This window comes from Paenibacillus sp. FSL F4-0243 (genome assembly GCF_037963295.1).
In the GTDB taxonomy this organism is placed as follows: Bacteria; Bacillota; Bacilli; order Paenibacillales; family Paenibacillaceae; genus Paenibacillus_AQ.
The window spans coordinates 811710-837148 of the sequence record NZ_CP150151.1; the positions used below are offsets into that span (position 1 = coordinate 811710).

The following is a 25439-nucleotide window of genomic DNA, read 5'->3' on the forward strand; positions in this document are numbered from 1 at the left end:
GACAGAATGCAAAAACAATCTCAAAAGACAGATTTAAGTGAGGTTAGAAAATACATAGAAAAGAATTTCACGAAGCCCTTATCTTTGGCTCATTTAGCAGATCTTACTGGTCTTAGTTCCAGTTATTTTTCCTCAGCGTTTAAACAGGAATATATACAAAGTCCAATGGAGTTCGTTACCCAGCTGCGGATTCAAAAGGCTAAACAGTTATTGCAAAAGGAAGACGTTCGCTTGAAGTTTATAGCAGAAGCTGTTGGATATAGTGATGAGTTTTATTTTAGCCGAGTGTTCAAAAAGGTCGAAGGGATATCTCCAACCATGTATTCTAGCCAGCAAAAATCTAATATCGGTGTTGTAACTGGGAATATGATGGGGTATTTACATGCGGCAGGAGTAGTCCCGTTTGCTGCACCATTAAGTGCAAAATGGACACCGTACTACTATAATTTGTGGTCGCAAGAAATCGAGCATAAGGTAACCTTGACCCAAAATAAAAATTATTGCAGCCCAAATGAGCTATTGCATTTGCCAATCGATCTTCTTATTTCTCCTAAAGATTTGTCGTCAGAACTGGTAAAACAGATAGAGGATCATTTTCCAATCTATTGGTTGGATGATAAACAAGATTGCTTAATAGCGTTAACTGAACTTGCTGCCCGATTAAATAAACAAGAAGAAGCGAAACAATGGATCACTCAGTATAGGACAAGATTGGAAGACGTTTGTCGCGAGTTAGGGTGGATCACAAATCCACCTAAAGTTCTAGTTATACGTATCTATCAGCAGCAAATTTTTGCTTATTGCAATACAGGCATCGAGCATCTTCTATTTCAGGATTTGGGAGCGGTATCTAGTTATGAGCAGCCTCGTCTGTATAATGCCGAGATTACTTTTGATGAGCTAGGTGAGTTAGAGGTAGATAAGCTGTTTACGATTATATGCCCTGATGATGAGTCACGCGCAACATGGCATCATTTGCAGAGAGACGCTGGATTTAAACAGTTAGAGGCTATTAAACAGCAACAAATCTATGTCATTCATTCAGATCCTTGGTTCGAATATTCGCCTGTAGCTTTAAAGCGGATGCTAGAAGAAGTTGCTGTGATGATGATACCTTGAAAATGTACATGAGGAATCATAAGATGTTACATGGTCAATGAGCCCTATCTCTTATACACTCAATACTGAGAATGATTATTATTGAGAAAATAGGAAAGAGGGAAGGTCAATCATGAAGGGGTTTAATACAAAGATAATAAGTTATGTTGTAATGGTTGGTTTATTATCCATTCTACTAACAGCTTGCGGCAGTAATAATACAGCGAATCAGCAAGCAACAGATACTCCAGCAACAACTAGCGAAGCGAGCGCAACGGAGGAACCAGCTGTAAAAGAAACGGAAGTAGTGGCTAGAGAGGCGTTTGTAGTAACTGACCAAGTAGGCAATACAGTAAACATTCCCGGAACTGTACAAAAGGTGTATGCGCCTGGTCTAGAGGACTACTTAGTAACGCTTGGTGTAACCCCGGTAGCGCAATGGTCCACGGGTGAAAGACCGCAGCAATATCTACAGGATACGTTAAGTGGTGTAGAAGAAATCAGCTTCGCTAATGGTATTCCCTCTCCAGAATCTGTAGTGGATTTGGAGCCGGAATTAATTATATTCCCAACAGCTTTTTATGCACAAAATGGTGTTTATGAAAACTACTCGCAAATTGCTCCAACTTACGTGTTTAAGAATGCACTTGGTAACGTAGTGGAAGCAACAGAAACGATTGCGAAATTGCTAGGTTTAGAGGATAAGGCAACAGAAGCTATTGCTGCTTATAATACAAAGCTAGAAGAGACTAAAGCACAGTTAGCTAGTGTTTCTGCCGGTAAAAAAGCGATTTATATTAATGCGAATGCGCGTAAGATCTTTTTAGTGGGTAACTTCCATTACGGGGGATATGTGCTGAGTGAGCTAGGTTTTGCTCAAAGTACTCTTGTAGAAGGTGAGATGTCTGCGGATATTTCGCTGGAGATGCTGTCTGATTTAGACGCTGATTACATTTTTATTAACGATAATGATGGTCTCGGGGATGCCTTCCTGGCAGACATTAAAGCTAGTCCTTTATGGAAAGCGCTGCCTGCAGTCCAAGCGGGTAAAGTGTTCGAGGTGGATGGCGATCACTGGAGATCCAGCGGATTAATTGCTTATCAAAAGACGATGGACGATATCGTGAAGTTCCTAAAGCCATGATCATCAAACCGTATGTAAAGCCCAACTATGAAACGATGCTGATTACGAGTAAAGCTAATCATAAGGACTATGAAATCTTTATTGCCAAACCTTTAGATGAGCCTGCAAAAGATGGCTACGGCGTCATTTATGTGCTAGATGGTAATGGACTTTTTGAAACCGCTGCTGAAATCACCCGATTGCTGACGCGTAAGCCCAAAGGATATCCACCCGCGATTGTTGTCGGCATCGGCTATCCTGGGGGTGAAGCGTTTGATACAGTGCGTCGAACCTATGATTTAACCGTGCCAGCCGAGCTTGCGAATTTACCGAAACGTCCTAACGGGGAGCCTTGGCCTGAATTTGGCGGGGCAGATGAGCTGCTTGCTTTTTTTGAAAAAGAGTTAATGCCAGCCATTGCCCAGCGGTTCGTTATAAATGAGCAGAAGCAAGCATTGTTTGGTCATTCCTTTGGCGGATTATTTGTTCTGCATGCCTTGTTTACACAACCTACCTTGTTTTCGCATTATATTGCAAGTAGTGCTTCCATCTGGTGGAATGATTATTCACTATTAAATGAGTATGAGAATTTTAAAGCTGATTTACACAGCAATACGTTAAGTCATTTACCTAAAACGCTTATGATTGCCGGTGGAGAAGAGCTGGATTATATGGTCAAGGATAGCTTGGATCTATGTAACAGCATGATGTCCTTACACATTCCAAGCTTCGAAGTAAGCTGGGCATTGCTTGCGCAAGAGGAGCATGTGAGCGTAATCTCGGGTGCGATTAGTCGAGCCGTCAAATTTTTGCTTACAACATCCTCTGACTTGCGTTAGAAATTATATTCGTTTGCATCTGAGCTGGCCCTTGGCTGGCTCTTTTTGTAAGTGAAGGGAAAGGGTTGGAAATATTGGTCACAAATGTTCAGAAATCATCTCTAACAGGAGAAAAAAAGCTTTCCTTTTTATTATTGCTAATCTTCATGCTCCTCCTATTAATAGGCGTATTAGTGCTTGCTATGGCCCTTGGCGCGAAAAAAATACCCTTTGCAGATGTATTCATGTCGATCATTGCTTTTGATGATAAGGCTTCTACCCATCAGGTGATCCAGTCGATTCGTTTACCCCGAGTACTTGCCGCTATGGCAACAGGCGCTGGATTTGCAGTAAGTGGAGCGATTATTCAAGGGATTAGTCGCAATCCTTTAGCGGATTCGGGGATTCTTGGATTAAATGCTGGAGCAGGTGTCACGCTAGTTATTGCTATGGTTTTCCTGCCTACGCTTACATTTACAGGCACACTTTGGCTCTGTATTCTAGGTGCGGGATTGGGAGCGGGTTTAGTCTTTAGTGTTGGCTTATTAAGTAAACGAGGAATGACACCTATTCGACTTGTACTGGCGGGTGCTGCCATATCTGCTATGCTAACTGCCTTAAGTGAAGGCATAAGTATCTTTTTTTCAGTGGCACAGCAGGTGGCCTTTTGGTATGGAGGAGGTTTAAGTGGGATTAGTATGGCTCATTTACAGCAAATGTTGCCTTGGATGCTCCTTGCTCTATTACTTGCCATAGTAATTTCAAAGTCGATTACCATATTATCTGTAGGGGATGAGACAGCGGAAGGTCTAGGCGTTAATATTAAGCTTATCAAGAACCTCGCGCTTTTATCCGCTTTTATGTCAGCTGGGATTTCATGTGCTTTAGCTGGATCTGTAAGCTTTGTTGGCTTAATTGCTCCGCACTTGGTACGTTACATAGTGGGTGTAGATTATCGTTATATTATTCCATTATCCGCAGTTCTGGGGGCCATCCTTGTTGTGCTTGCTGATTTAGTGGCACGTATCGTAAATGCCCCTTATGAAATACCTGTAGGTGCTGTAATTGCAGTTATTGGAGTTCCGTTCTTTCTATATTTGGCACGTAAAGAAAGGCGGGAACTATAATGAAGCTGCGATGGAAATTTATAATCATAGCTATCATTTTACTGCTAGGCTTTATATATAGTGTATCTACTGGTCAAAGCAGCTTAAGCTTACAAGAGTTATGGCAAACCCTATTAGGAAATGGAACATCGAGGCAGGAGCTTGTACTTTTTCAGTTTCGTATTCCTCGAATGATATTGGGGTTTCTAGTGGGTGGCGCGTTGGCGATAGCAGGAATGCTGCTACAAGCGATAAGCCGAAATGCTTTAGCGGACCCGGGCATACTGGGGATAAATGCTGGAGCTGGATTATCCATGATGTTATTTTTGCTGTTACAAAATAGCTCTACCGGCTTACATACTTATGTTCAGCCATTCTATGCCCTATTGGGTGGATTTATCGTTGTGGCTCTCTTATTTTTGCTTTCCTATGATCGTAATCAGGGCATTATTCCCATTCGATTAATTTACACAGGTATTGCTATTGCGGCTGCGATTAGTGCATGTTTAATTGTGCTAACCTTCGTACTAGATCCTTCGCAATATCAAATGATCAAGGTGTGGCTGGCTGGAAACATTGGGAATAGTAATTGGAAACACGTATATGCTATGCTACCTTGGTTACTTATTATTGTACCTTTATTAATTCGGAGCCATCTTATATTGGATGTGCTAAGGCTTAACGATCCTGTAGTCATTAGTTTAGGGGTATCTTTAAATAAATATCGCGTTTGGTTTTTAGTGTGTAGTGTATTATTAGCGGCACCAGCGGTTGCCGTTAGTGGAAGTATTGGATTCGTAGGTTTAGTAGTTCCACATTTAGTTAGACGACTCTTTCGTGGTCATAAAATAATGATTCCCGCATGCCTATTAATAGGTGGAGGATTAGTTGTTATTGCAGATGCGCTTGGTAAAATGGTAGTAGCCAATACTGAAATACCAGCAGGAGTAATCGTGGCTTTAATCGGTGCTCCATACTTCTTATATTTATTGATTAAAAGTGAATAATTGAAAAAAGCTTTGCGATTGGTGCTGGATATAAAAAAAGAATGCCTTGATTATGCTATAATCCAAGGCATTCTTTTTTATATCGTTTTCGTTTTCAGTTTTTCTAAAAGATCTTTCCACCAGTGAATAGATTGCTCTAGTTGAGAAACGTAGTAGCTTTCCATGAAATCTACGACTTCACGAGTGGAGCTAACTACATCTATTTGATGGTAAATTTGATTTAATTGATCTTTTCTTATCAGTGACTGTTCAATTTTCTTCTCGATAATAGGGATCACTTTATCAGTCTCTACAAAACGAAGATTCACAAGAGCGACAATCATCTCTGAAATAGATTCTGCATTTTCTATTACCTTATAAATTTTGAGCGGGAGTTCTTTACGCCCTTTATCAGTAATGGAAAACACCTGTTTGTCTGGGCGATGTTCTTCTTTGATAATCTCTACCTGTTCAACTAAGCCCTGTTTCGAAAGAGATTCAAAGTGATAATATAGCTTGCTTTCAGATAGATTGAGCAATTTATCAAAAGGAATAGGGGTGGATAGTTCTTTTTTTAATTTATAAGGATAATTATTTTCATCCATTAACTTACTTAAGATATAAATTTGAATTGACATCACAGAACCCACTCCTAATTGTTGGCTAAACTCTATCTTACCAAACCTAGGCGGTTATTTCAGCTGTATTTTTAATTTCAACGGGCAGTATAGTTTCTTTAGTCAGAGGTACAGGTTTATGAACAAACCGGACGATTACAATGTTAATCATCATAGCCCCGGCAAATACGCCTGCTAATCCCCATAAGAAGGGTGCTGGACTGATGGAACCAAACATTTGTGCCAAATAAGCTTGTACAGAATAATACATCGGTGTGATGCGGCCGAACCAATCGTATGGTGTATACATCATATCACGAGGCATGGTAGCACCATTGGCGATGGTTTGCATGAGCAGGATTGGAATATTTAAGACCATACCGCCTTCGCCAACTAGGAAGACCATAATCGCACATACGTTAAATGCAGCCATATACATTAGAATTTGCTGAGCACCAACTGGTAACAGTAAGGATAGGTCTACATCTGCAATAGAGAATGCTATGGCTAAAGCAACGACTGTTGATAATACAGCGATTAATAAAGCTGTTAATTGAACGAACATAAACAGTTTTGTCTTGCTCGCTTTCCCGCGGTTCGCTTTAAAAGAAGCAACTAATTGCATGGATGCAATCATTGCCCCAACATAACCAGCCATAGTTAAGAACATAGGTAGCATGTTGTTGTGCATGCCGTCCGGAACATCATTGATGACAACATAATTCCCGACATAACTATTTTCAATTTGTGTAGCCATTGCGGTTGCTTGTTCTTCTGGTACGTTAAAGTTCATTAACACACCTTTTGCGGTTTGCTCTGAGAAGTTCGCGCTTAATTGTTTGTTAATTTCTCCTACAACAGAAGACATGGCTGAAGATACCATGGTGGCAGAGGCTTCGTTGACTGTGAAATCAATACTTGCGGATACCTTACCGCTTTGAACGTTGGCGGAAAATTCTTCTGGAATATGGACAACTAGAGCTAACTTATTATGCTCTAATTCATCCATCGCCTTTTTATTCGATACATCGGTTTTTATCGTTTTGAATGGTAAGCTCTCCGAAAACTGACTCGAAATCTGAGCCCCATATTTACCTGCATCATCGTTGACGATAGCAATTTTTAAATCATCCATGTTCCCTGGAAGTGCTGTATACCCTGGTAAGAAAATACCAAGCATCGCAATGGCATAGAACACACCCATAAAAATAGAACCAATGGCTCCTTTGGACTTCAAAAACTGTGAAAACTTCAACTGTATACCTTCTTTCTTCTGAATGACACTTTTATTTTAGTACTCTAATTAAAGTACTTTTAACCGAGTGAGGTTTATAGTACGATAATTCATTATAAATGTCAAATTTAAGATACAATGGATAAGTAGTGAATGATTAAAAAAATGAATAACTGAAGGGACTTCGGACATGAACAAGGTGATTGTAATTGGTGCAGGGATATTAGGGGCTTCAGCAGCTTATCAGCTAAGTAAGTTAGGTGCTGAGGTCATCATTATAGATCGTAAGGATGTTGGACAAGCAACGGATGCAGCAGCAGGGATTATTTGTCCATGGTTGTCTCAACGCAGAAACAAAGCATGGTATCGTCTTGCTAAGGTGGGAGCAAGCTTTTATCCGGCACTTATTCAAGAGCTTCAAGAGGCTGGAGAAACCGAGACTGGATACGCAAAAGTTGGAGCGATATGTATTCATGAGGATTTGAAAAAGTTACTCGCGATGAAAGAAAGAGCGGAACTGCGCAGAGAGGACGCCCCTGAAATAGGTGAGCTTACGATGCTGACGGATCTTGAAGCACAAGAGAAGTTTCCGTTATTGTCGGAAGGTTATCATGCACTGCATGTATCGGGTGCAGCAAGAGTGGACGGACGTGAATTACGTGATGCTTTGCTAAGAGCGGCACAGCGAAATGGTGCGCAGATGATTGAGGGAGATGCTATTCTTGAGCATGCTGATCATGAAATTAAAGGGGTTAGCGTCGGAGAACAGACATTCACAGCGGATGAAGTGATTGTGTGCGCAGGGGCTTGGTCTAACGCTTTGCTTCATCCGCTTGGGATCATGCTCCAGGTGCGTTATCAGAAGGCTCAAATTATGCACTTGAAGCTTGCTCAACAAGCGAGTACAGGGCAATGGCCTGTGGTAATGCCGCCTACAGATCAATATATACTTGCATTTGCGGATCAAAATATCGTGGTAGGTGCTACTCACGAAAATGATGTCGTAGGTTATGATACTGCTGTAACCGCAGGAGGAATGCAAGAAATTCTAAATAAAGGTCTTCAAACGGCTTCCGGTCTTGCAGATTGTAGCCTAAATGAGATAAGAGTAGGCTTCCGTCCTTTTACTGCAGATTTTCTTCCCGTGTTGGGCAGGGTTCAAGGATGGAATAAACTAATTGTTGCTAATGGACTAGGTTCATCGGGATTAACGATGGGACCCTTTCTTGGTGAACAGCTAGCCAAGCTAGCCATGAATCAACAGGTAGATATTCCGCTTGAAGACTATGCATTAGAGCATGCGATAAATTGATTAGTACGAGCACGTATGGAGGGAAAGTCCAAACATTCACCGGAGTCACGAACTTACCTTAATAGAAAAATCTTAAGTTCAACTAGTATAGCGAAGGTTTTTTTTATCCTTTATACTGAAAAGACCAATTTATCTTCCTAGGAGTTGTCTAACGAATCATGATAAAGAAAGAAGTCGCGCATATACGCAAGCAATTTAAGCTGGATCACGATTTAATGAGTATTTACGATATTCTCAACGTGTATATTATGAAGGAAAGCAATGAGATCTATCATTGGGAGCGCCTGCCGTTTGGAATGGTGGACAGAGAGAAGCAGGAGCTGTATATGGGCAATTTCAAAAAACTCTTGACCGGCGAACTGGATCAGAAATTGTTCGAGTTGAAGTTTCAGGCGGAAGCGGAGGAGCCAGCGCAGGTGATGCTTCACCAAGCTTTGGTGACAGGGGATCCAGATGAATGGCAGGACCTGATGCTGCTGTTGGTGGACAGAATGATGGCGGATACTCATTATGAACGTGATACGGTGATCACTTTCGTTCGCGGACAGTATTACCGCCCCACCAAAGATAGAAACGATGAAGCCGAGGAAAGTGAGAAAAACGAAATGTTCGCGCATCCGTTTATTCTATGCAGCGTGAATTCCACGGAGAAGCAACGGAAAGCTCTCTTATTTGATTATGTGGAAAGGGAATTTAAGTACAATGTCATTGTAGATCCGATCGTCAAGTTAAGTACGCCGGAGCAGGGCTTCTTTTACCCAAGCGTGACGGACAATTATTCCGATGTGAACCGCATTCTATATTGTACGGGAAAATCGAACTTTCCAGATCCGCATTTCATCGAGCAGGTCTTGAACGCCGAAAGATCCGTGACGGCACTGGAAGAGAGAGCTATTTTCGAAGACATTGTGAAGGAAGTGGCGGGCGAACAACTTGATGCGACTACCATTGCTCAGCTATACGAGGAAATCCACCAGGTCATCGAAACCAACCAAGATGAAGAAGAACCTCCTAAGCTCGACTATAGAGATGTAGAACGTGTGCTGAAGGTAAGCGGCGTTGAAGACGTGACGATAGAAAAAGTGGAACGTGCGTTTGAAACCATCGTAGACGACAAGCACTATGAGATGAAGGCAAGTAGTGTGATGCCGAAATTCACTACAAAATCGATAAAGATCGAAACAAAGGTAGCTACGATTTCGGTCAGTCCGCAGGATTTGAAATATGTGAAGCAAGTGAATTATCAAGGTAGACGTTGCATTTTGATTGAGGTTGACGAAGATGCTGTGATCGAAGGATTTACACTCACTACAGAAACGCTTTAGATTTTTTAATAGCGGGCTATCCTTAAAGTCTTTGATCAAGACTTGGGATAGCCCTTTTTGTATCAAATATGGTACTTAAAGATATAGTGGATATATTCTTTTGCACTAGTATTAATTTCTTCATCGCTCGCTTGAAAAGAAGCTCCAAAAACAGCAAAGTACGGTAGTGCTTCTGCACCTACATGTTTGGCACTGGCTTTAAAGGGTGCAATTACTTCGTCTACGGTAAAAGAAACAGAGCCCTCAGGTTGATAATTTTCTTTTTTATCGCCGATGGATATAGCAAGCCCTAACTTTTTCCCGTTAAGCTTGTCGCCGTTTGATCCATAAGCCCATCCGTAAGCGAGCACATCGTCAAACCATTTTTTTAATAGAGGCGGATAACTATACCAATACAAAGGGAATTGAAAGATCACATGGTCATAGGCTTCCATTAGATTTTGCTCTCTAGGAACATCAATATTCCAGTCAGGATACTCTTTATAAATCTCATGAATGGTAATATCGTTTGGATATTGCAGTAGCTCTTCTTTCCAGCGTTGATTGACCCTCGAATTCTCAAGGTTGGGATGTGCCACAATCACCAGTGTTTTCATAATGAATCTCCATTCTCAGGCCTATATTAAGCGTATTTCTCAAAATGCTGTGCCTTATTTTTATGAATATCATCATTATCTTGCAGGTTTTAATAAAAGAAAATACACACAATAAAGTAAGATGGTTACTTTGAAGTGCGTACTAGACTCACAAAAAAATATATGCAAAAATGAAGTTTTGGGTAAGTTTAAATAGATCCGTATGAACGAGGTGTTTTCTATGAAACAATATAATCTAGGGATAGAGGCAACACTAGAAATCATCGGCGGAAAGTGGAAAGCTTTGATCATCTGCTTATTGATGTCCGATGCCAAAAGAACAAGTGAATTGCAGCGCAATATTCAGGGCATCTCACAAAAGGTTCTGATCCAGCAGCTACGTGAACTTGAGAGGGATGGACTTGTCAAAAGATTCGTTTACCAGCAGATGCCGCCAAAAGTCGAATATAGCCTCACGGAATATGGCGTTACAGCCAATAAGATCGTTGACGTTATGTGTTCTTGGGGAAAAGAAAATATTAGAATCAGACAAGAACAAGGAGAAGAGGTCGTCTTGTTGGAGGAGTTCCAAGCGTTGTAGCCTTTGAATAGGTTTGCGCGTCGTTTGAATCAAACTGATTTTACAGAATTGTTATCAAACTATTAAAAAAAAGTAGGGTTGTTCAAATCCCATGGTATAGCCAATGAAAGCGTTTCTATTGATTTTTCGACCGTTATCCCCCAAAGAAATTGGCATTATTTAGTGCTTGAAGTTCCTCTGATTTGGATATTTTATTTAGTTATTGTTTTATTTCAATAGGATAATGTTACCTTACCGTCACTCTGTCCTATGTTTCTAGGAATATAATGAGATTGTATTCGACACCAACCTTTATAAACCATCGGAGGAAACACAATGAAAATTAAGAAAACATTATCCGTTGCATTATGTGTAGCAGCAGTCGCATCTTTCTCATCTCAAGCAATGGCCAATCCTGTCGCAACAACAACCAGTTCAACCGTAGCACCATCCACTAATCAAGTAGGACAAAAGTTTACACTAGCTGGTGTTAAAACGAACGCCAATACAGTATTGATAGCAACAAGAACGGTTGATCTTGATTTGGATGGCGTGAAAGACACTTTATATCTCATTGGCGACAAAAATGAATCTCCTGATTTCGACAACATTAATCTCATCGTTGTAAACGGCAAAACAAACAAAGTGTTAAACGCAGGGATTAAAGACTTTGGTGGTTTGAACGCGAAAATCAGCTATGTAAGTGATTTCAATAATGACCATGCACTTGATGTGATGATTACTGCGTACTCCGGTGGCAACCAAGGTTCTACCAATGCTAGAATCGTAACTTTCAAGAATGATACCCCTTCTATTATTCTGGGCGGGGATTTGAAGGTGAAAGGCGAACGGGCATTATTCAGAACATTAGAAGCAGTCGATGTGGAAAATGATGGCGTGAACGAACTGCTTGGAATCAGAATCCTCCATGGTGAAGCTACTTCAGTGGTAACAGGCTATGAAAAAGTATGGTTTGCGTACAAAAACGGCGAATTCCAAGTTAGCAAAACAGAAACTACTAAAGAAGATCCATTTAAACAACCTGCACTTGGAGAACTGACTGTTGGCCAACCTTTCGCATTGCAAGGTGTTAACACAACAGATAAGACTGTTCTTATCAGAAAACAAGTTAACGATGTTAATAAAGACGGTGTCCAAGATAAAATCTATCTGATCGGTGACAAAGCAGATGAGCTTGGTTATGTAAGCAACATCAACCTGGTTGTTGTCGATGGCAAAACAAATACATTGAAAGATGCAAAAATCAGCGGTTTCGATGGCTTTAAACCAGAAATTCAATGGATTGGTGATTTCAACGGGGACAAAGCAAATGATGTAATGTTTACAGCATTCTCCGGTGGTAACAATGGTACGACAGATGCTTACATATTGTCTTTCACAGGTGATAAGGTACAACCGCTTTTGAGTGTAAAACCTGTTGTGGATGGTAAACCAGCATTTTTCAACACTTTAGAGCAAGTAGATCTTAATAAAGATGGTGTATATGATCTGGTAGGGGCTAGAAAAATTCGTGGTGACGCTGAAGCTATAGTTCTAGGTGAGGAAAAAACAACGTTTACTTTTAAAGACGGTGCTTTCAAGGTTGTGGGTACAGAAACCATTAAATCTGATAGCAAGCCAGCGACTACTCCAACAACTACAACAAGTGATTTCACCGTTGGCAAACGTTTTGAGCTTAAGGGAATTCCAACAACAGCAAAAACAATTCTGCTTGCGAAACAACAAGTGGATGTAACTGGTAATGGTGTTGCGGATAATGTCTTACTGATTGGTAACAAGGATGCCGCTAATGGTGATCTGGTTACAGATATCAATATCGTCGTTCTAGAAGGTAAGACTAAAAAAGTGATCAACAGTAATATCAAAGACTTCTCGGGTTACCAACCAAAGATCAACTTCGTTGGCGATTTCAATGGTGATAAATCTAAAGATGTCATGATTACTGTATACTCTGGCGGTAACAGCGGTAGCACCAATGCTTACGTAGTATCCTTCAAAGACAGTGGTGTTAAAGTTCTTCTAAACGAATACGTGAAAGTGAATGGCAAACGTTCGCTCTACAATACAATGAAGGCTTCTGATGTAGATAAAAACGGAGTCTATGAGATTGTTGCATCAAAAACGATTCGTGGTGAAGCTACTTCCGTAATTAAAGGCGTAGAAACCTCTGTTCTTGCTTACAAAAACGGAGCATTCCAAGTTCGTTCGACAACTATGAAGAATTCGAAATAACCTTATAGCAAAAACCTAATTGTGAGGGAGTCTCCCAGTAGCCATAAAAAAGTGGCTACCGGGGGACTCTCTTTTTTTTGGAGTTGGATTGACTTGTGCTCTTGGTGAGAACGCCTAAAACTAAACTCTCCCTTGCTCAATAAGTCTTGCGGATCCATTATTAAATTACAAAATGACCCGCTATTCTAAAGGGGAGAAAACAATCTAATGGAACTGAAAAAAATAAATGATTTTATTTATTACTTAGAAAATGTTAGGGAAACAGACAGACCTGTTTTGGGATATGTTGTAGGTGAGAACTTTTCAATTATGATTGATTGTGGTAATTCAAAATCGCATTTTGATGCCTTTATAAAGGGTTTGGATGATCACAATCTACCTCGTCCCAAATATGCTTTGATTACGCACTGGCATTGGGATCATACCTTTGGCATGCATGCCTTTGAAGGGGAAACCATAGTATCTTCAGCAACGAATGAGGTACTAAAACGATTGAAAGCGTGGAAATGGGATGAAGAGTCCGTTATAAAACGTTTAGAGACAAAAGAAGAAATAGAATTCGCCTATAACTGTATGAACAAAGAATATGATACGTTCGATAAGATTTCGGTCAGCACAGGATCGATTATTTTCGAGGATTCTTTAACATTGGATTTAGGGGGCATCACTTGCCAAATCCTCAAGGTAGGAGGGTCGCATGAAGCCGACTCTTGTGTTGTATATGTTAAAGAAGCGGAGGTTTTATTTGCAGGTGATGCACATAGTGGAGATTATTATCATGGAGAAGGTAAAATTGATCCCATAAAAATGAAGGAATATGTTGAGTTTTTAAAAAATCTTTCATTCACTACGTATATCCCAGGGCACGACGCCCCTATGAGCAAGGATCAAATCATTCATGTGTTAAGTAGATTTTGTGAAGTGAAGTAAACAGGGACTCCCTTTCCTTATACCCACCCCGTAAACTCCAATATAGATGCTTTTGCAGATTGGGCTTCGGAATGTGCGGCTTTACGCCATTGTTTGGGAGATTCGCCCATAAGCTTGGAGAAACATCGGTTGAAGCTAGAAATAGACTGAAAACCGACTTGTTCAGAGATGGAGAGGATGGAAGCATCCGTGCTTTTTAACTGCTTGCAGGCCTCTTCAATGCGGGTGCTGTTTAGGAAATCGAGAGGTGCAGTCCCCATGATCTCATGGAATTTTCTGCGAAAATGAGTGGTGCTTAGATGGCACAGATCAGCTAGGTCATTGATGGTAATCGGCATCATGTAGTTTTTAGTGATGTATTCCAGAACCGGAGAGATGACAAAATCTCCTTTCAGGTTATGCTCTGTTTCTTGCTCTGCTAAGGGTTCATTCCGGGAATGTATTCTAAGCAGTTCTATATAAAGGGATAATAATAAGCCGTAGGCGCTTTCCTGATAGTAAGGATTTTTGTGCTTCAATTCCTCTACAATCGATGTCGCAAGGGTATAAACCTTGGGATGTACCTCCTTGTTCAAAATACAATTCTTTCCCTTGATCGCCCATAAATTTGGCTCGAAGTCACTATAAGCGCTTTTAAATGAATGCTGAAAGAGCTCCTCAGGTGAAAAAAAGATATAAGACCACAGACTGGCTTCATTTGGCGAACTATACGTTGTATGAGGCAGATACCTAGGGATGAAGGTCACATCTCCGGCTTTAAAGGGTACGGATTCACCTTTGATCTCCATGATGCCGCTATCCGAATGACAAATGCCAATCTCTAAATGGTTATGAAAATGGAGATGTTCACTTTTGATATCGGAAATCTTCCAACGTTCACCGCTTAACAGTAGAATAGGGAAGTTTATCGGCAAGCTGTAGTGGCGGTATTCGATGACGGGCTTCTTTTTTCTGGGCATATTCTCAATACTCCCATTCTTATTACGTAGGTTGAGTAGATTATAGGTTAACGTTATATCAAATTCAACTATATAAAGAGAACTTGATATTATACAATTTAGGAAAAAAGTGGCGGAGGAGAAGTTTGGAACTGTAGGAGCGTTAGCGTCCGCCTTTGTCTGCAGATTTCCACCGCGAAGAGCGGTATAAAATCAAGAAATCTGCAGACAACAGCGGCCGGAAGTCCAAACATTCTCTGTAGTCACGGTCAATCCCGAAATATAAGAACCACTAGTTAATGGTTGAAATTGCACAGTTTAGTTATGAATATGCTTAGAATCAGACCATTTTACTCCTTACAATAGAGTTAGTAAAGCGTTTACATAGGACGGACAGCTCTCAGCGCCAATGGGGGTGTGTGCGAAAGAGAGGAGAATCAAGATGCTTCAATTAACTTATGACAGAGAAGAGATTCTAAGCGTCATCGACAAAGTAGTTAGAAAAACAATGACGATGGATTTAACATGGGACTGGCCTTGTGGTGTGGCTTATTATGGGGTATCCAGAGCTTATAAAACGACAGGAAATAAAGAGTATTTGGATATGCTTGTCCAGTGGGCGGATGAATATATTGAGCTGGGCCTGCCGGACTGGACGGTAAACACCTGTGCCATGGGGCATATGCTGATTACCTTGTATGAAGAAACAGGCAATCAGCAATATTGGGATATTGTAATGAGCAAGGTGGATTATCTGCAGAACCATGCGCTCAGATTCGGAGATCATGTGTTGCAGCATACCGTTTCTATTTCGAATGATTTTCCAGAGCAGGCATGGGCAGATACGTTGTTTATGGCGGCATTTTTTCTGCTCCGTGTTGGAAGTAAATTAAACGATCAGGAAATGATCCAGGATGCCCTGAATCAATATTACTGGCATATCAAATACCTGCAAGACCCTAGCAGCGGCCTCTGGTACCATGGCTACAATAATGTGAAGCAGGATCATATGTCCGGACTATATTGGGGCAGAGCAAATGCTTGGGGCGCATATACCATGTCGCAAGTCAAAAAGCTTTTGAAAGAATGGTATTTGTATCCGGCGTGTATGGACGTGGAGTGTTCGCTGCGCGATCAATTGGCGGCACTCAAGCTTGTGCAAACGGAGAACGGCCTGTGGCGGACAGTGCTTGATGACGAAGAATCTTATGAAGAAGTATCTGCCTCTTGCGGGATAGCGGCTGCAATGATCAATAACGGCAATCCGCTGCATACCAAATATGTACAAAAGGCCCTGAAGGGTGTCCTAAGCAATATCAGCGAGGATGGACGTGTACTGGGAGTATCGGGCGGAACAGCGGTTATGAAGGACCGGGAAGGCTATCGCAATATTCCAAAAGACTGGATTCAAGGATGGGGTCAAGGCTTAGCACTCTCTTTTCTGTCCGATATGCTTAAATAGGAGGGATCCAAGTTGTCCAAGCAAACAACGGGGGCCTTTACACTACCGGGTGAATCCGGTTATGAGGCACTGACCTTAGAGTTAGCTGAACGGTGGGGTGCCGATGTCATACGTGACAGTGACGGCACACAGTTGTCCGATGAGATTATCAACGCAGGATACGGCATTTATTCTACAATCTGTATCATCAGAGATCATAACGAATGGGCATCCCAGAACCCTGATAAGCTACAGCAGAGCTTTTTAATTACTAATCCGAAGGTAGCGGTCGAAGATTATTTATCCATCTATTTGATGGAAGACTTTTTCGCTGAGCAATTCCGAGTAAATGATTCCAAAGAGGCGTTTAAGTACTGGCAGGTTTTTGACCGAACTACTGGTGAAGAGGTTCCAAAAGAACAGTGGAATTATGAGCGGGAATCAGGAAATGTAGTCATTACTGGAATTGCGCCTTGGCATAAATACACAGTCAGCTTCATGGTTTACCGGATTTGGGAAGAGATCTCCATGTACAATCACACCACGAATCACTGGGAAAAAGAACATCTAATGCAGATTGATCCCATCTATGTTGAAACGCAAAAGTATTTGCTCCACTTCCTTGAAGATTGGTGCCGTAAGCATAAGGAAACAACGGTGGTTCGGTTTACGTCCCTATTTTATAATTTCGCCTGGATCTGGGGCAGCAATGAGCGCAATCGCCATTTGTTCTCGGACTGGGGTTCATATGATTTTACGGTAAGCGCTAGAGCGCTTGATCTGTTTGCTCAAAAATATGGGTATTCGCTCACGGCCGAGGATTTTGTGAATGGTGGAAAATATCGTGTCAGTCATATCCCGGCGCAGCAGCGCAAGCTGGACTGGATGGCATTTATCAATGATTTTGTCATCGAATTTAGTAAGAAATTAATTGATATTGTGCATGGGTACGACAAGCTGGCATATGTCTTCTATGATGATAGTTGGGTTGGCATGGAGCCTTACAATGATCGTTTCGAGGAGTTTGGCTTCGACGGGATGATTAAATGTGTGTTCTCAGGGTTCGAGGCAAGAATGTGTTCAGGTGTAAAAGTAGCTACCCATGAGATTCGGCTGCATCCCTACCTATTTCCGGTTGGTTTAGGTGGACTGCCTACCTTTATGGAGGGAGGAAACCCTACACTAGATGCCAAAAAATATTGGATCAATATTCGGCGTGCTCTGCTCAGAGAGCCTATAGATCGAATTGGATTGGGTGGATATTTGCATCTTGTAGAGCCTTATCCGGATTTTTGTGATTATATCGCAAAGATTGCGGGTGAATTCAGAGAAATTAAAGAGTTGCATCATAAAGGCAAACCGTATCATATCAAGACGAAGGTGGCCATTCTGCACGCTTGGGGCAAATGGAGATCGTGGACCTTGTCCGGGCATTTCCATGAAACGTATATGCATGATTTGATTCATATTAACGAGGCTTTATCCGGATTGCCGATTGAAGTACAGTTCATTGATTTTGAGGATATCCGTCAGGGAATTTTAAAAGATTGTGATGTAGTGATCAATGCCGGATCGGCTGGTTCAGCATGGAGTGGTGGAGAACGCTGGAGGGACAACAAGTGTGTGGACTTACTGACAAAGTGGGTGTATGAAGGTGGTACTTTTATAGGCGTGAATCAGCCTTCAGCGCTTGAAGGGTGTGACAGCTTTTTCAAAATGGCACATGTGCTCGGTGTAGATGAGGATACAGGCTCCAGAGTAGCGCATGGAAAATGGACATATGAAGTGAAGGATGAGCTTGGTTTAGTGCCTATTGGGGCTAGCATAACACCCAAAAATAACATTTATCTTACCGATGGAGCAGCAGCGGTTGTGAATGAAACGGATGGGCTGATAACTATATCCACGCATGCCTTTGGTAAAGGAAAGGGGATCTATCTTCCATCTTTCCAATTCAGCTTTGAGAATACAAGATTGCTGCTGAATTTGATTCGTTTTGCGGGTAATGAGTTCAGGGAAACAAAATACATTACGGACAACTTATATACAGAGTGCGCTTATTATCCAGAAAGCAAAATCCTCGTGGTCATTAACAATAGCGATCAGCTTCAAAAAACTACGATTCATACGGAATATGGACAACACACCCTGGAATTAGATCCGTATGACACGATTATTAGAACTATTGGGGACTAATAATATCGGCATAGGAACGGAAAAACCATCCATGGTTATAACATTTAAAAGCTCAAGCTGCGGCTAACCTGCCGATGCTTGAGCTTTTTGTTGTAAAGCGAATATGCTATACGTTGAGTTTGCAGTCTATTTTAATACTAATTTAGGAGTTGCAATACAGCTTGAGGATTCTGATTTGCTTGTGCCAGCATTGCTTGGGCAGCTTGAGTTAATATGTTGGTTTTTGTGAAATTCATCATTTCTTTAGCTATGTCCGCATCACGGATACGTGATTCTGCCGAAGCTAAGTTCTCTGCAGAGTTTTTCACATTGTTCAATGTGTGCTCCATACGGTTTTGTAATGCACCATACATCCCTCTATAGTTTATTACTTTTCCTATGGCTTTATCTATTTGAGCTAATGTCTTATCAGGTATACCGGGCGGCAATATTCCCATATTTGCAATGCCCAATCCTTGAGAGGTTACATTGAACAGGGGGATGATGATTGTTTGATTATGGTTAGCCCCTGCTTGAATATCGAGACTTGGTGGAACATAGTCAATATCCTTTATATCCGTTTTCACTGTTGTTTCAATATGCTTAGTTTCTACTAGTTCATGTGTTAGTTCAAATACATCAAGATTTAATGAAAACGGACCATAATTGAAGCCCAATGTTACACTCGTACCAGAGGGGATAGTGAGTTGCCAATCAAAATTTATTTGTGGTTGACCTGCTGCCGGATTATTAATCGTAAGCTCTGAAGGTGCCAGAAATCCAAGCAAATCATCAAATTTTAAGCCAGCGTTGGCATCTGATCCCGTTAGGTTAAATGAACTTCCTGAAGGTGGATTTATTATGGTATTTCCGGTAGCTAACGGATTTCCTCCTGCATCAGTGATAACTGAATTTATTGGAGGGGCGATTATATTATCTAGTTTGATATTGGCATCGGTTGGATCCATATTATTAATTACATATTTGATTTCCATGGAGTTATCAGCCAGTACAGTCCTATGTCTCATAATTGATAGGTTTGTGCCGGGGAACCACATATGATCCCAGGCAGGATCTGATCCTGAACCACTGCGAGATGTATACTCGATGGGTCTTAAACTTCCATTAACTTTAATATTTTCGAGCATTGAACCGTATACATCGCCAAGATCTTTGGGTCCAAAACTGGTTTTATTCATTCCAACAGAGAACCAGTAGGCAGGTGTAGCATATTGTGGATCGTTTGATGCTGTTAACGTTTCATAAACAGTATTATTTGTGTCCGTCTTAGTTGTTGTTTGAATATCAATATTATATTCATTATAGCCTGCTCTTCCATCTAGAGAGGCGATTGGAGAAATATTATTGGTATTTGAATATGTATTGGTCGTTACTGATGTATCTGAACTACTAATTACATGTCTTGTTTCTGCTGATGTTCCTTGAGGTTTGTAGACTATACTGTTAGTTACTCTAGTAGTTGGTGGCGGGTCACTGATAGTATAGGCTGTATTACTGCTCGATCGATCAGCAAGTATCGTATAATCATCTCTAGCCAACAAGTTAATTGAATTAAATTCTGTTCTCCTTGAAAGGCTGTCTATTTCTTGGGTAAGTTGTTGTATTTCAGCCTCAATCTGTTGCCTGTCGTTATCCGTATTCGTATCATTTAGACCCTGAATAATCAATTCCCTTTGTCTTTGTAATATATCATTTATCTCTTGTAGGCCGCCCTCTGCTGTTTGAAGGAGTGAAGCGCCGTCCTGTATATTTCTGGATGCCTGATCCAGTCCTCTAATTTGTCCCCTCATTTTTTCAGATATTGACAATCCTGCAGCATCATCAGAAGCTTTATTGATGCGTAAGCCTGATGATAGATTTTCCATACTACTAGAACCAGCTTTAGCATTTTTCCGTAACAAGTTATTTGCATTTAGAGCAGACAAATTGTGCATTATTATCATAATTAAGTACCTCTAAGAGAAATAATGTGAATTCCCATACATATTATCACAATAATAGATATTGCGTCCATGAATGCATTAAAGCAGCTTTGCAGAATGAATCGGCTTATTTTTTTTGGATTTTTTTAAAACCTTACTATATTTGAAAAGTTTTATTTATATGAAGACCCGGGTTAGCCATTCTGAAATTAGATCATGCTATATCTTGTAGCCAACTATGTTAAACCAAATGGGTCAAAATAGAATAAACAACTAGAGGAGGCTTATATATTGGATTGGCAGGTTTAATATTTAAGTTTGTTGGTGGACTTGGGATTTTTCTGTTTGGTATTAAATACATGTCAGATGGGCTTCAGAAATCCGCTGGGGATAAAATGCGTGGCCTGCTCGAGAGGTATTCATCTAACCCGATTTTGGGTGTTCTTGTCGGGATTAGCGTAACTGTATTGATACAATCTTCAACGGGGACAACGGTTTTGGCGATTGGGCTTGTAAATGTGGGCCTTATGACTTTGCGACAAGCCATTGGCATGGCAGAAAAAAGGTGTCGCTCGTAACATCATCTGCACCGCACTGGACTATCTACAGCAGCAGGGCAACACAATCGACATTAGGCACGCATGGTGATAATAAGAAAGCTATTAGGTTATATACTCAGATCGGTTATGAATTGTTCAGTTCAAGATTTACCGTTGGCTATGAAATCGATTAATAAGCATTTACTAGACGACTTCGGTCGTCTTTTTTATTTACAAGGACTACTGATCTTCTTTATTGAATTATTACTAATAAGGTATTATTTTCAAAATAATATGTTTATTTAAAAAGGGAGTTTAGAGGAATGATTAGAATCTGCATTTGTGATGACGAGCAATTACATAGTTCCAAGTTAGAGAAGATTATTATGGATAGTGCAGGTTTGTATCAAAACATAGAGCTAGATATAGATATTTATGAATCCGGAAAATCATTGTTGAATGCTTTAAAAGCTAGAAACGAAGAGTATCAAATATTATTCTTAGATATTGAAATGGAATTTTTAAATGGAATCGAAGTCGCTAGGGAAATTAGAAAAATAGATAAAAATATGATTATCATTTACGTCACCAGCTATGACAATTACACCATGGAAAGCTTTGAAGTTTCTCCTTTTCGATACATACTAAAACCAATACAAGAAGAGCAAATAAGTAAAGTTTTACTTCACGCCATTGATGAGGTTAGAAGGAATAACCAGTACTTATTCTTCAAAACTCAAAATCTTAACTATCAAATCAAAAGTGAGACGATTCTATTCATTTCATCTGAGAAAGGTAGGATTATACATGTTGTAACCGTTGATGACGAATTCTCATTCTATGGCACGATAAAAGAGATTGAAGAAATGCTTGATCCCTTGTCCTTTATAAAAGTAAATCAAGGCACCATTTTAAATCTAAATTATGTCCATATTGTTTCGGGAACCGATATTATTCTCACCAATAAAGAAAATTTAGCAATTAGTAGAGGTCAGAGAAAGGTAGTTAAAGATGCTTATAACAACTTCATAAAAAGGAGGATTGGCTATTGAGAAATATTGAGGTTATTAGCATTGCAGTTCTAGCTATTCTCTATACTTTTGTTCAGGTAACATCGATCTCTATTTATTTCAATGGATTTCTTAACCTCAGAATTTCAAAGTATAAATTTTATTCCTTAACAATTCTCGCTATGGGAGTAATAAAATTATTGTCTAGTGATACAAACTCTATGGTTAAGTTGTTTTTATTTGTTGTTCTTTTGAGTATCTGTATACTGTATTCGTTCTACGGATCAATGGCTCAAAGGATCTACCACATTATCTTTTTTACGCTGATCACTACACTTGCAGACTTGGCGTTGTCTATTATTACATATAATTATGATCAAAAATTTGAAGGTCAGTTATTCATTATGCTAGTCGTATATTTTAGTGCAAACTTTTTATCGTTGTTAATTGTGATGTTGTCGGCAAAGCTGTTACTCTATTTTAGATCTGATAATGAGATCGGATTAAGTAATAAGGAATGTTTGTTATTAAGTATTGTGCCTTGTCTATCATTAATGAGTATATATTGGATTTTTCAGTATAAAGATATCAATCAATTCGTTCCATGTGTTTTTTTGTTAATTGTGAATGTGTGCATTATGCTGATTTACAATAGTTTAGAAGGGAAAAATTTTCTTATACATAAGTACTCCATAATGGAGACACAAAATAAATATTACGAAGAGAGCTTAGAGAATCAAAGAGAAATGTCTAAGCTAAAACATGATCTGAAAAATATTTTATTAAATATAGCCTATGGATTGGAGAGGAAAAAAACAGACGAGGTAAAAGAGGAGCTACAGGAGTTATTGAAAACCAATGTATTCTCATATAGATTATTAACCGGGTGTATACCCATCGATGCCATTCTTAATAGTAAGCTAGAACAAACCAAAAAGTATAATATAGAATGCACTTTAGATCTCCAAGTTCCTCATGACTTATTTATAGAATATACCATTGACCTAGCGGCCATATTAGGGAATCTTTTAGATAATGCCGTTGAAGCAGTACTTAGATTAACAGAAGAAATAAAAAAGGAAATTGAAATCAAAATAAAGTTTAGTGAGGGTAAATTATTCATAATCATTGTAAATTCGTCGAATCATGTGAATGTGGATTTCTCCTATGGGCGATTAATTTCTGAAAAAGGGAAAAATAGGTATGGCATTGGAATCAGCAGCATCAATGAACGAGTCAAAAAGTTAAAAGGATACTCAGACTTTTCGTACGATGAGGGCTATTTTAATTCAATCGTAGTTCTACCAATTCCATAAAACAACAAAAAGGCGACTTTCCATTCAAAAATTGAATGAGAAATCGCCTTTTTATTGTGCAGATTACAACGAGTATTGTGCAGATTACAACGAGTATTGTGCAGATTACAACGAGCATCAAAAAACAAAAAAAATTTGGTTTATGATTTCAATGTAGGTTATCAAGGGCATGAATATTCCAAAGTACAAAAGAAAAGTGAAATAGGGGGGGGCAAAGAGTCGCCATTGCGCGGGCTTTCATTATGCAAACTGTATCCATTTCTTTTTTTGGACATGAGAAGTCTAAATCAAATAGGAAAGGAGGAAGAACGTTATGATTCCATTAGTTGTATTAGTGGTTGTATTTGCTTTATTGACTATAACGCTATCATGTCTATGGCTCTACAACGATTGTTTGTATCGAGGAATAAATCCTTGGATTTGGGTATTCTTAATGATTGCGACCACTCCCATATTGGGATTCATTTTATATTCTCTTATTGGAAAAAGAGGAATATCAATTACGGGTAAGTCTAGAAAGAATAAGTATATAGGATCTGCGGTTTTTATTACCATACTGTTGCTTATCTTTTCAAGTATCGGATTAGCATTTTATTCAGTGACATAGGTAGAAAAGTTAGATTCAAGCTGACAGTGCTCTGTAGAGTTTCTACAGAGCTTTTTATTATTGTTATAATTCATTTCAATATTTTACCGCCTATGCTACTATATCTACGATCATAAAAGGAATAATTTAGAAGATTGGGTGGATTTCATGGAAATCGGTGCTGTAACTTTGATTGTAAAAGACATGGAAAAGATGGCCACATTCTATCGGGACGTCATGAACATGGCTATAGAATGGGATGGTGGCGTATTTACCGGGGTCCAGCTAAAGAGTGGTGTATTTTTTAATTTGTGTCAGCGGGATGCGCTGAGTATTTCAGGACAAGGTTATCCCAATGGGTTGAATGGGACAATGGAAGTCTCATTTGGCGTTCTCTCACCTGAAGAGGTCGACAAGGAATTTGAGCGTCTGGTGAAGGCAGGTGCAACTCCTATAAAAGAACCTATTTCACAGCCCTATGGGTTGCGTGAAGCTGTTGTGGCTGACCCAGAAGGCAATTTGCTTGAGATCGTAGCTGGCATTTCACAAGAATAATTGGATATATACAATCACCCGAAAGGAAGAATTGCTCTTGAGAACCCCTATAACTAATGTAAACTGGCTTGAACACCATGAAATCATGGATGAGCTACTCTATCATGAAGCCAGCTTAACCACGCATCCGATGGATGATGGCTTTGAAGCTGAGGTTCTAAAGATCAATCTAGATCAGGAAAGCTATGTCTTGAAAACATGGAGTAAGAGCTCCAAACCAGATGTTCAGTTTCAATACCGTTTATTGGATGTCCTGTCCGAACGAGGGGGAGCCGTCTCTAAACCAGTGGGTTGGGGAATCAATCCGGACGGGAATAAGGTGTTGTTAACAAGCTTTGATGGAACGCCAATTCATAAAGTGAATAATAAGACAATGAAGGAGCTCGCGAGCATTTTAGCCAGAATTCATCAAATAGATATCGCTGAGCTGGAACATATACAACTACCTAAGTACGATTTCATCGACTACTTTTTTCCTGAAGTGAGAGAGCATACAGACCTTAATCAAGCTCTGATTTCTCTAGTGGAGCAAACTCCAATGAGACAAGATCGTATCATTCATGGAGATTTTCATTTAGGAAATATAGTAGAGGAACAACAGCGATTTTCCGTCATCGATTGGACGAACGGCCAGTTGGGAGACCCTAGATATGATTTTGCATGGTCACTTATTCTGCTGAAAATCCACATCTCCGAGCGTTACGCTGATATGTTCCGTTCTGCTTATCTATTGGAGAATTTTATGGAGCAGGAAGAGCTTGAGGTGTTCGAAGCATGGGCTTGTCTAAGATGGATCTTACTGAATAGACGAGGTAGTACACCTAAAGGACCTAATGTATCGAAGAGGGTAAAGAGCATACTAGGAAGTAATCGCTTCCTGAAAGATTTGGATTTCCAAGGGTTTAAATGAACTTCATCTTAAAAAGAATTACAATACAGACCGCAACCCTTTGCGAGGGAGGCGGTCTATTTACATTTG

The 25439-nt window shown here is 40.0% G+C and carries 21 protein-coding genes and 1 pseudogene; 17 read left to right on the forward strand and 5 right to left on the reverse strand.

The annotated features are described in order from the left end of the window. Positions 1-6 precede the first annotated feature (6 nt). From NSS87_RS03565 to NSS87_RS03585, 5 genes are all read left to right on the forward strand, one after another. Positions 7-1119, forward strand: coding sequence for a helix-turn-helix domain-containing protein (locus NSS87_RS03565; RefSeq protein ID WP_339244802.1), 1113 nt, complete (start codon positions 7-9; stop codon positions 1117-1119). Between the two features lie 112 nt (positions 1120-1231). After that, a complete protein-coding gene (locus tag NSS87_RS03570) occupies positions 1232-2242 on the forward strand; it encodes an ABC transporter substrate-binding protein (protein WP_339244804.1) in 1011 nt (336 codons plus the stop codon). After that, positions 2239-3060: an alpha/beta hydrolase-fold protein gene (locus tag NSS87_RS03575; protein ID WP_339244807.1), complete on the forward strand. Its 822-nt coding sequence runs from the start codon at positions 2239-2241 to the stop codon at positions 3058-3060. The genes NSS87_RS03570 and NSS87_RS03575 overlap by 4 nt, the downstream gene beginning before the upstream one ends. A 65-nt stretch (positions 3061-3125) precedes the next feature. Next, positions 3126-4166 (forward strand): iron ABC transporter permease, encoded by a 1041-nt coding sequence (locus NSS87_RS03580; RefSeq protein WP_339244810.1) that lies wholly within the window; start codon positions 3126-3128, stop codon positions 4164-4166. Next, the gene (locus NSS87_RS03585) at positions 4166-5152 is read left to right on the forward strand and encodes an iron ABC transporter permease (protein WP_339244813.1); all 987 of its coding nucleotides are present in this window, start codon (positions 4166-4168) and stop codon (positions 5150-5152) included. Before NSS87_RS03580 ends, NSS87_RS03585 begins: the two co-directional genes overlap by 1 nt. 77 nt (positions 5153-5229) lie before the next feature. On the opposite strand, the gene NSS87_RS03590 is transcribed toward NSS87_RS03585, so the two are convergent. Together NSS87_RS03590 and NSS87_RS03595 are read right to left on the reverse strand one after the other, a co-directional pair. Continuing rightward, positions 5230-5769 (reverse strand): helix-turn-helix transcriptional regulator, encoded by a 540-nt coding sequence (locus NSS87_RS03590; protein ID WP_283910204.1) that lies wholly within the window; start codon positions 5767-5769, stop codon positions 5230-5232. A gap of 46 nt (positions 5770-5815) precedes the next feature. Continuing rightward, on the reverse strand, positions 5816-7003 hold the full coding sequence (locus NSS87_RS03595; protein ID WP_339244817.1) for an ABC transporter permease: 1188 nt from the start codon (positions 7001-7003) through the stop codon (positions 5816-5818). Positions 7004-7172: 169 nt separating this feature from the next. Here NSS87_RS03595 and NSS87_RS03600 point away from each other — a divergent pair, with 169 nt between their 5' ends. Together NSS87_RS03600 and NSS87_RS03605 are read left to right on the forward strand one after the other, a co-directional pair. Further along, positions 7173-8294, forward strand: coding sequence for an FAD-binding oxidoreductase (locus tag NSS87_RS03600; protein WP_339244819.1), 1122 nt, complete (start codon positions 7173-7175; stop codon positions 8292-8294). 158 nt (positions 8295-8452) lie between these two features. Continuing rightward, entirely contained in the window at positions 8453-9619 is a 1167-nt protein-coding gene (locus tag NSS87_RS03605) for a DUF4317 domain-containing protein (RefSeq protein ID WP_339244821.1), read from the forward strand. A gap of 62 nt (positions 9620-9681) precedes the next feature. Here the strand turns inward: NSS87_RS03605 and NSS87_RS03610 are convergent, their stop codons facing one another. Beyond that, positions 9682-10215: an NAD(P)H-dependent oxidoreductase gene (locus NSS87_RS03610; RefSeq protein WP_339244824.1), complete on the reverse strand. Its 534-nt coding sequence runs from the start codon at positions 10213-10215 to the stop codon at positions 9682-9684. A 220-nt stretch (positions 10216-10435) separates the two neighbouring features. Here NSS87_RS03610 and NSS87_RS03615 point away from each other — a divergent pair, with 220 nt between their 5' ends. The 3 genes from NSS87_RS03615 to NSS87_RS03625 all read left to right on the forward strand — a co-directional run bounded on the left by NSS87_RS03615 (position 10436) and on the right by NSS87_RS03625 (position 13957). Further along, positions 10436-10795 carry a helix-turn-helix domain-containing protein gene (locus tag NSS87_RS03615; protein WP_339244827.1) on the forward strand — a complete coding sequence of 120 codons (360 nt, stop codon included), beginning with the start codon at positions 10436-10438 and terminating at the stop codon, positions 10793-10795. A gap of 315 nt (positions 10796-11110) precedes the next feature. Further along, positions 11111-13027 (forward strand): hypothetical protein, encoded by a 1917-nt coding sequence (locus tag NSS87_RS03620; RefSeq protein WP_339244830.1) that lies wholly within the window; start codon positions 11111-11113, stop codon positions 13025-13027. Positions 13028-13234: 207 nt separating this feature from the next. Further along, positions 13235-13957: an MBL fold metallo-hydrolase gene (locus NSS87_RS03625; protein WP_339244832.1), complete on the forward strand. Its 723-nt coding sequence runs from the start codon at positions 13235-13237 to the stop codon at positions 13955-13957. Positions 13958-13974: 17 nt separating this feature from the next. Here NSS87_RS03625 and NSS87_RS03630 read toward each other — a convergent pair whose 3' ends face one another. Next, complete coding sequence (locus NSS87_RS03630) at positions 13975-14916, reverse strand: AraC family transcriptional regulator (RefSeq protein ID WP_339244834.1); 942 nt, start codon at positions 14914-14916, stop codon at positions 13975-13977. A 421-nt stretch (positions 14917-15337) separates the two neighbouring features. Between NSS87_RS03630 and NSS87_RS03635 the strand changes: the two genes are divergently transcribed. Both NSS87_RS03635 and gnpA read left to right on the forward strand, forming a co-directional pair. Beyond that, positions 15338-16357, forward strand: a complete 1020-nt coding sequence (locus tag NSS87_RS03635) for a glycoside hydrolase family 88 protein (RefSeq protein ID WP_339244836.1) — start codon at positions 15338-15340, stop codon at positions 16355-16357. Between the two features lie 12 nt (positions 16358-16369). Further along, positions 16370-18532 carry a 1,3-beta-galactosyl-N-acetylhexosamine phosphorylase gene (gnpA, locus tag NSS87_RS03640; protein WP_339244839.1) on the forward strand — a complete coding sequence of 721 codons (2163 nt, stop codon included), beginning with the start codon at positions 16370-16372 and terminating at the stop codon, positions 18530-18532. A 137-nt stretch (positions 18533-18669) separates the two neighbouring features. Here gnpA and NSS87_RS03645 read toward each other — a convergent pair whose 3' ends face one another. Beyond that, complete coding sequence (locus tag NSS87_RS03645; RefSeq protein WP_339244840.1) at positions 18670-20475, reverse strand: flagellin; 1806 nt, start codon at positions 20473-20475, stop codon at positions 18670-18672. 269 nt (positions 20476-20744) lie between these two features. Here NSS87_RS03645 and NSS87_RS03650 point away from each other — a divergent pair. The 5 genes and pseudogenes from NSS87_RS03650 to NSS87_RS03670 form a co-directional block, all read left to right on the forward strand. Beyond that, positions 20745-21008: pseudogene (locus NSS87_RS03650) on the forward strand (Na/Pi symporter); the annotation flags it as partial. A 308-nt stretch (positions 21009-21316) separates the two neighbouring features. Beyond that, entirely contained in the window at positions 21317-22045 is a 729-nt protein-coding gene (locus NSS87_RS03655; protein WP_339244842.1) for a LytTR family DNA-binding domain-containing protein, read from the forward strand. After that, positions 22042-23319: a GHKL domain-containing protein gene (locus tag NSS87_RS03660; RefSeq protein ID WP_339244844.1), complete on the forward strand. Its 1278-nt coding sequence runs from the start codon at positions 22042-22044 to the stop codon at positions 23317-23319. The genes NSS87_RS03655 and NSS87_RS03660 overlap by 4 nt, the downstream gene beginning before the upstream one ends. A 754-nt stretch (positions 23320-24073) precedes the next feature. Then, positions 24074-24460 (forward strand): VOC family protein, encoded by a 387-nt coding sequence (locus NSS87_RS03665; RefSeq protein ID WP_339248416.1) that lies wholly within the window; start codon positions 24074-24076, stop codon positions 24458-24460. Positions 24461-24497: 37 nt separating this feature from the next. Then, positions 24498-25370, forward strand: coding sequence for an aminoglycoside phosphotransferase family protein (locus NSS87_RS03670; RefSeq protein ID WP_339244847.1), 873 nt, complete (start codon positions 24498-24500; stop codon positions 25368-25370). The last annotated feature ends 69 nt before the right edge of the window (positions 25371-25439 follow it).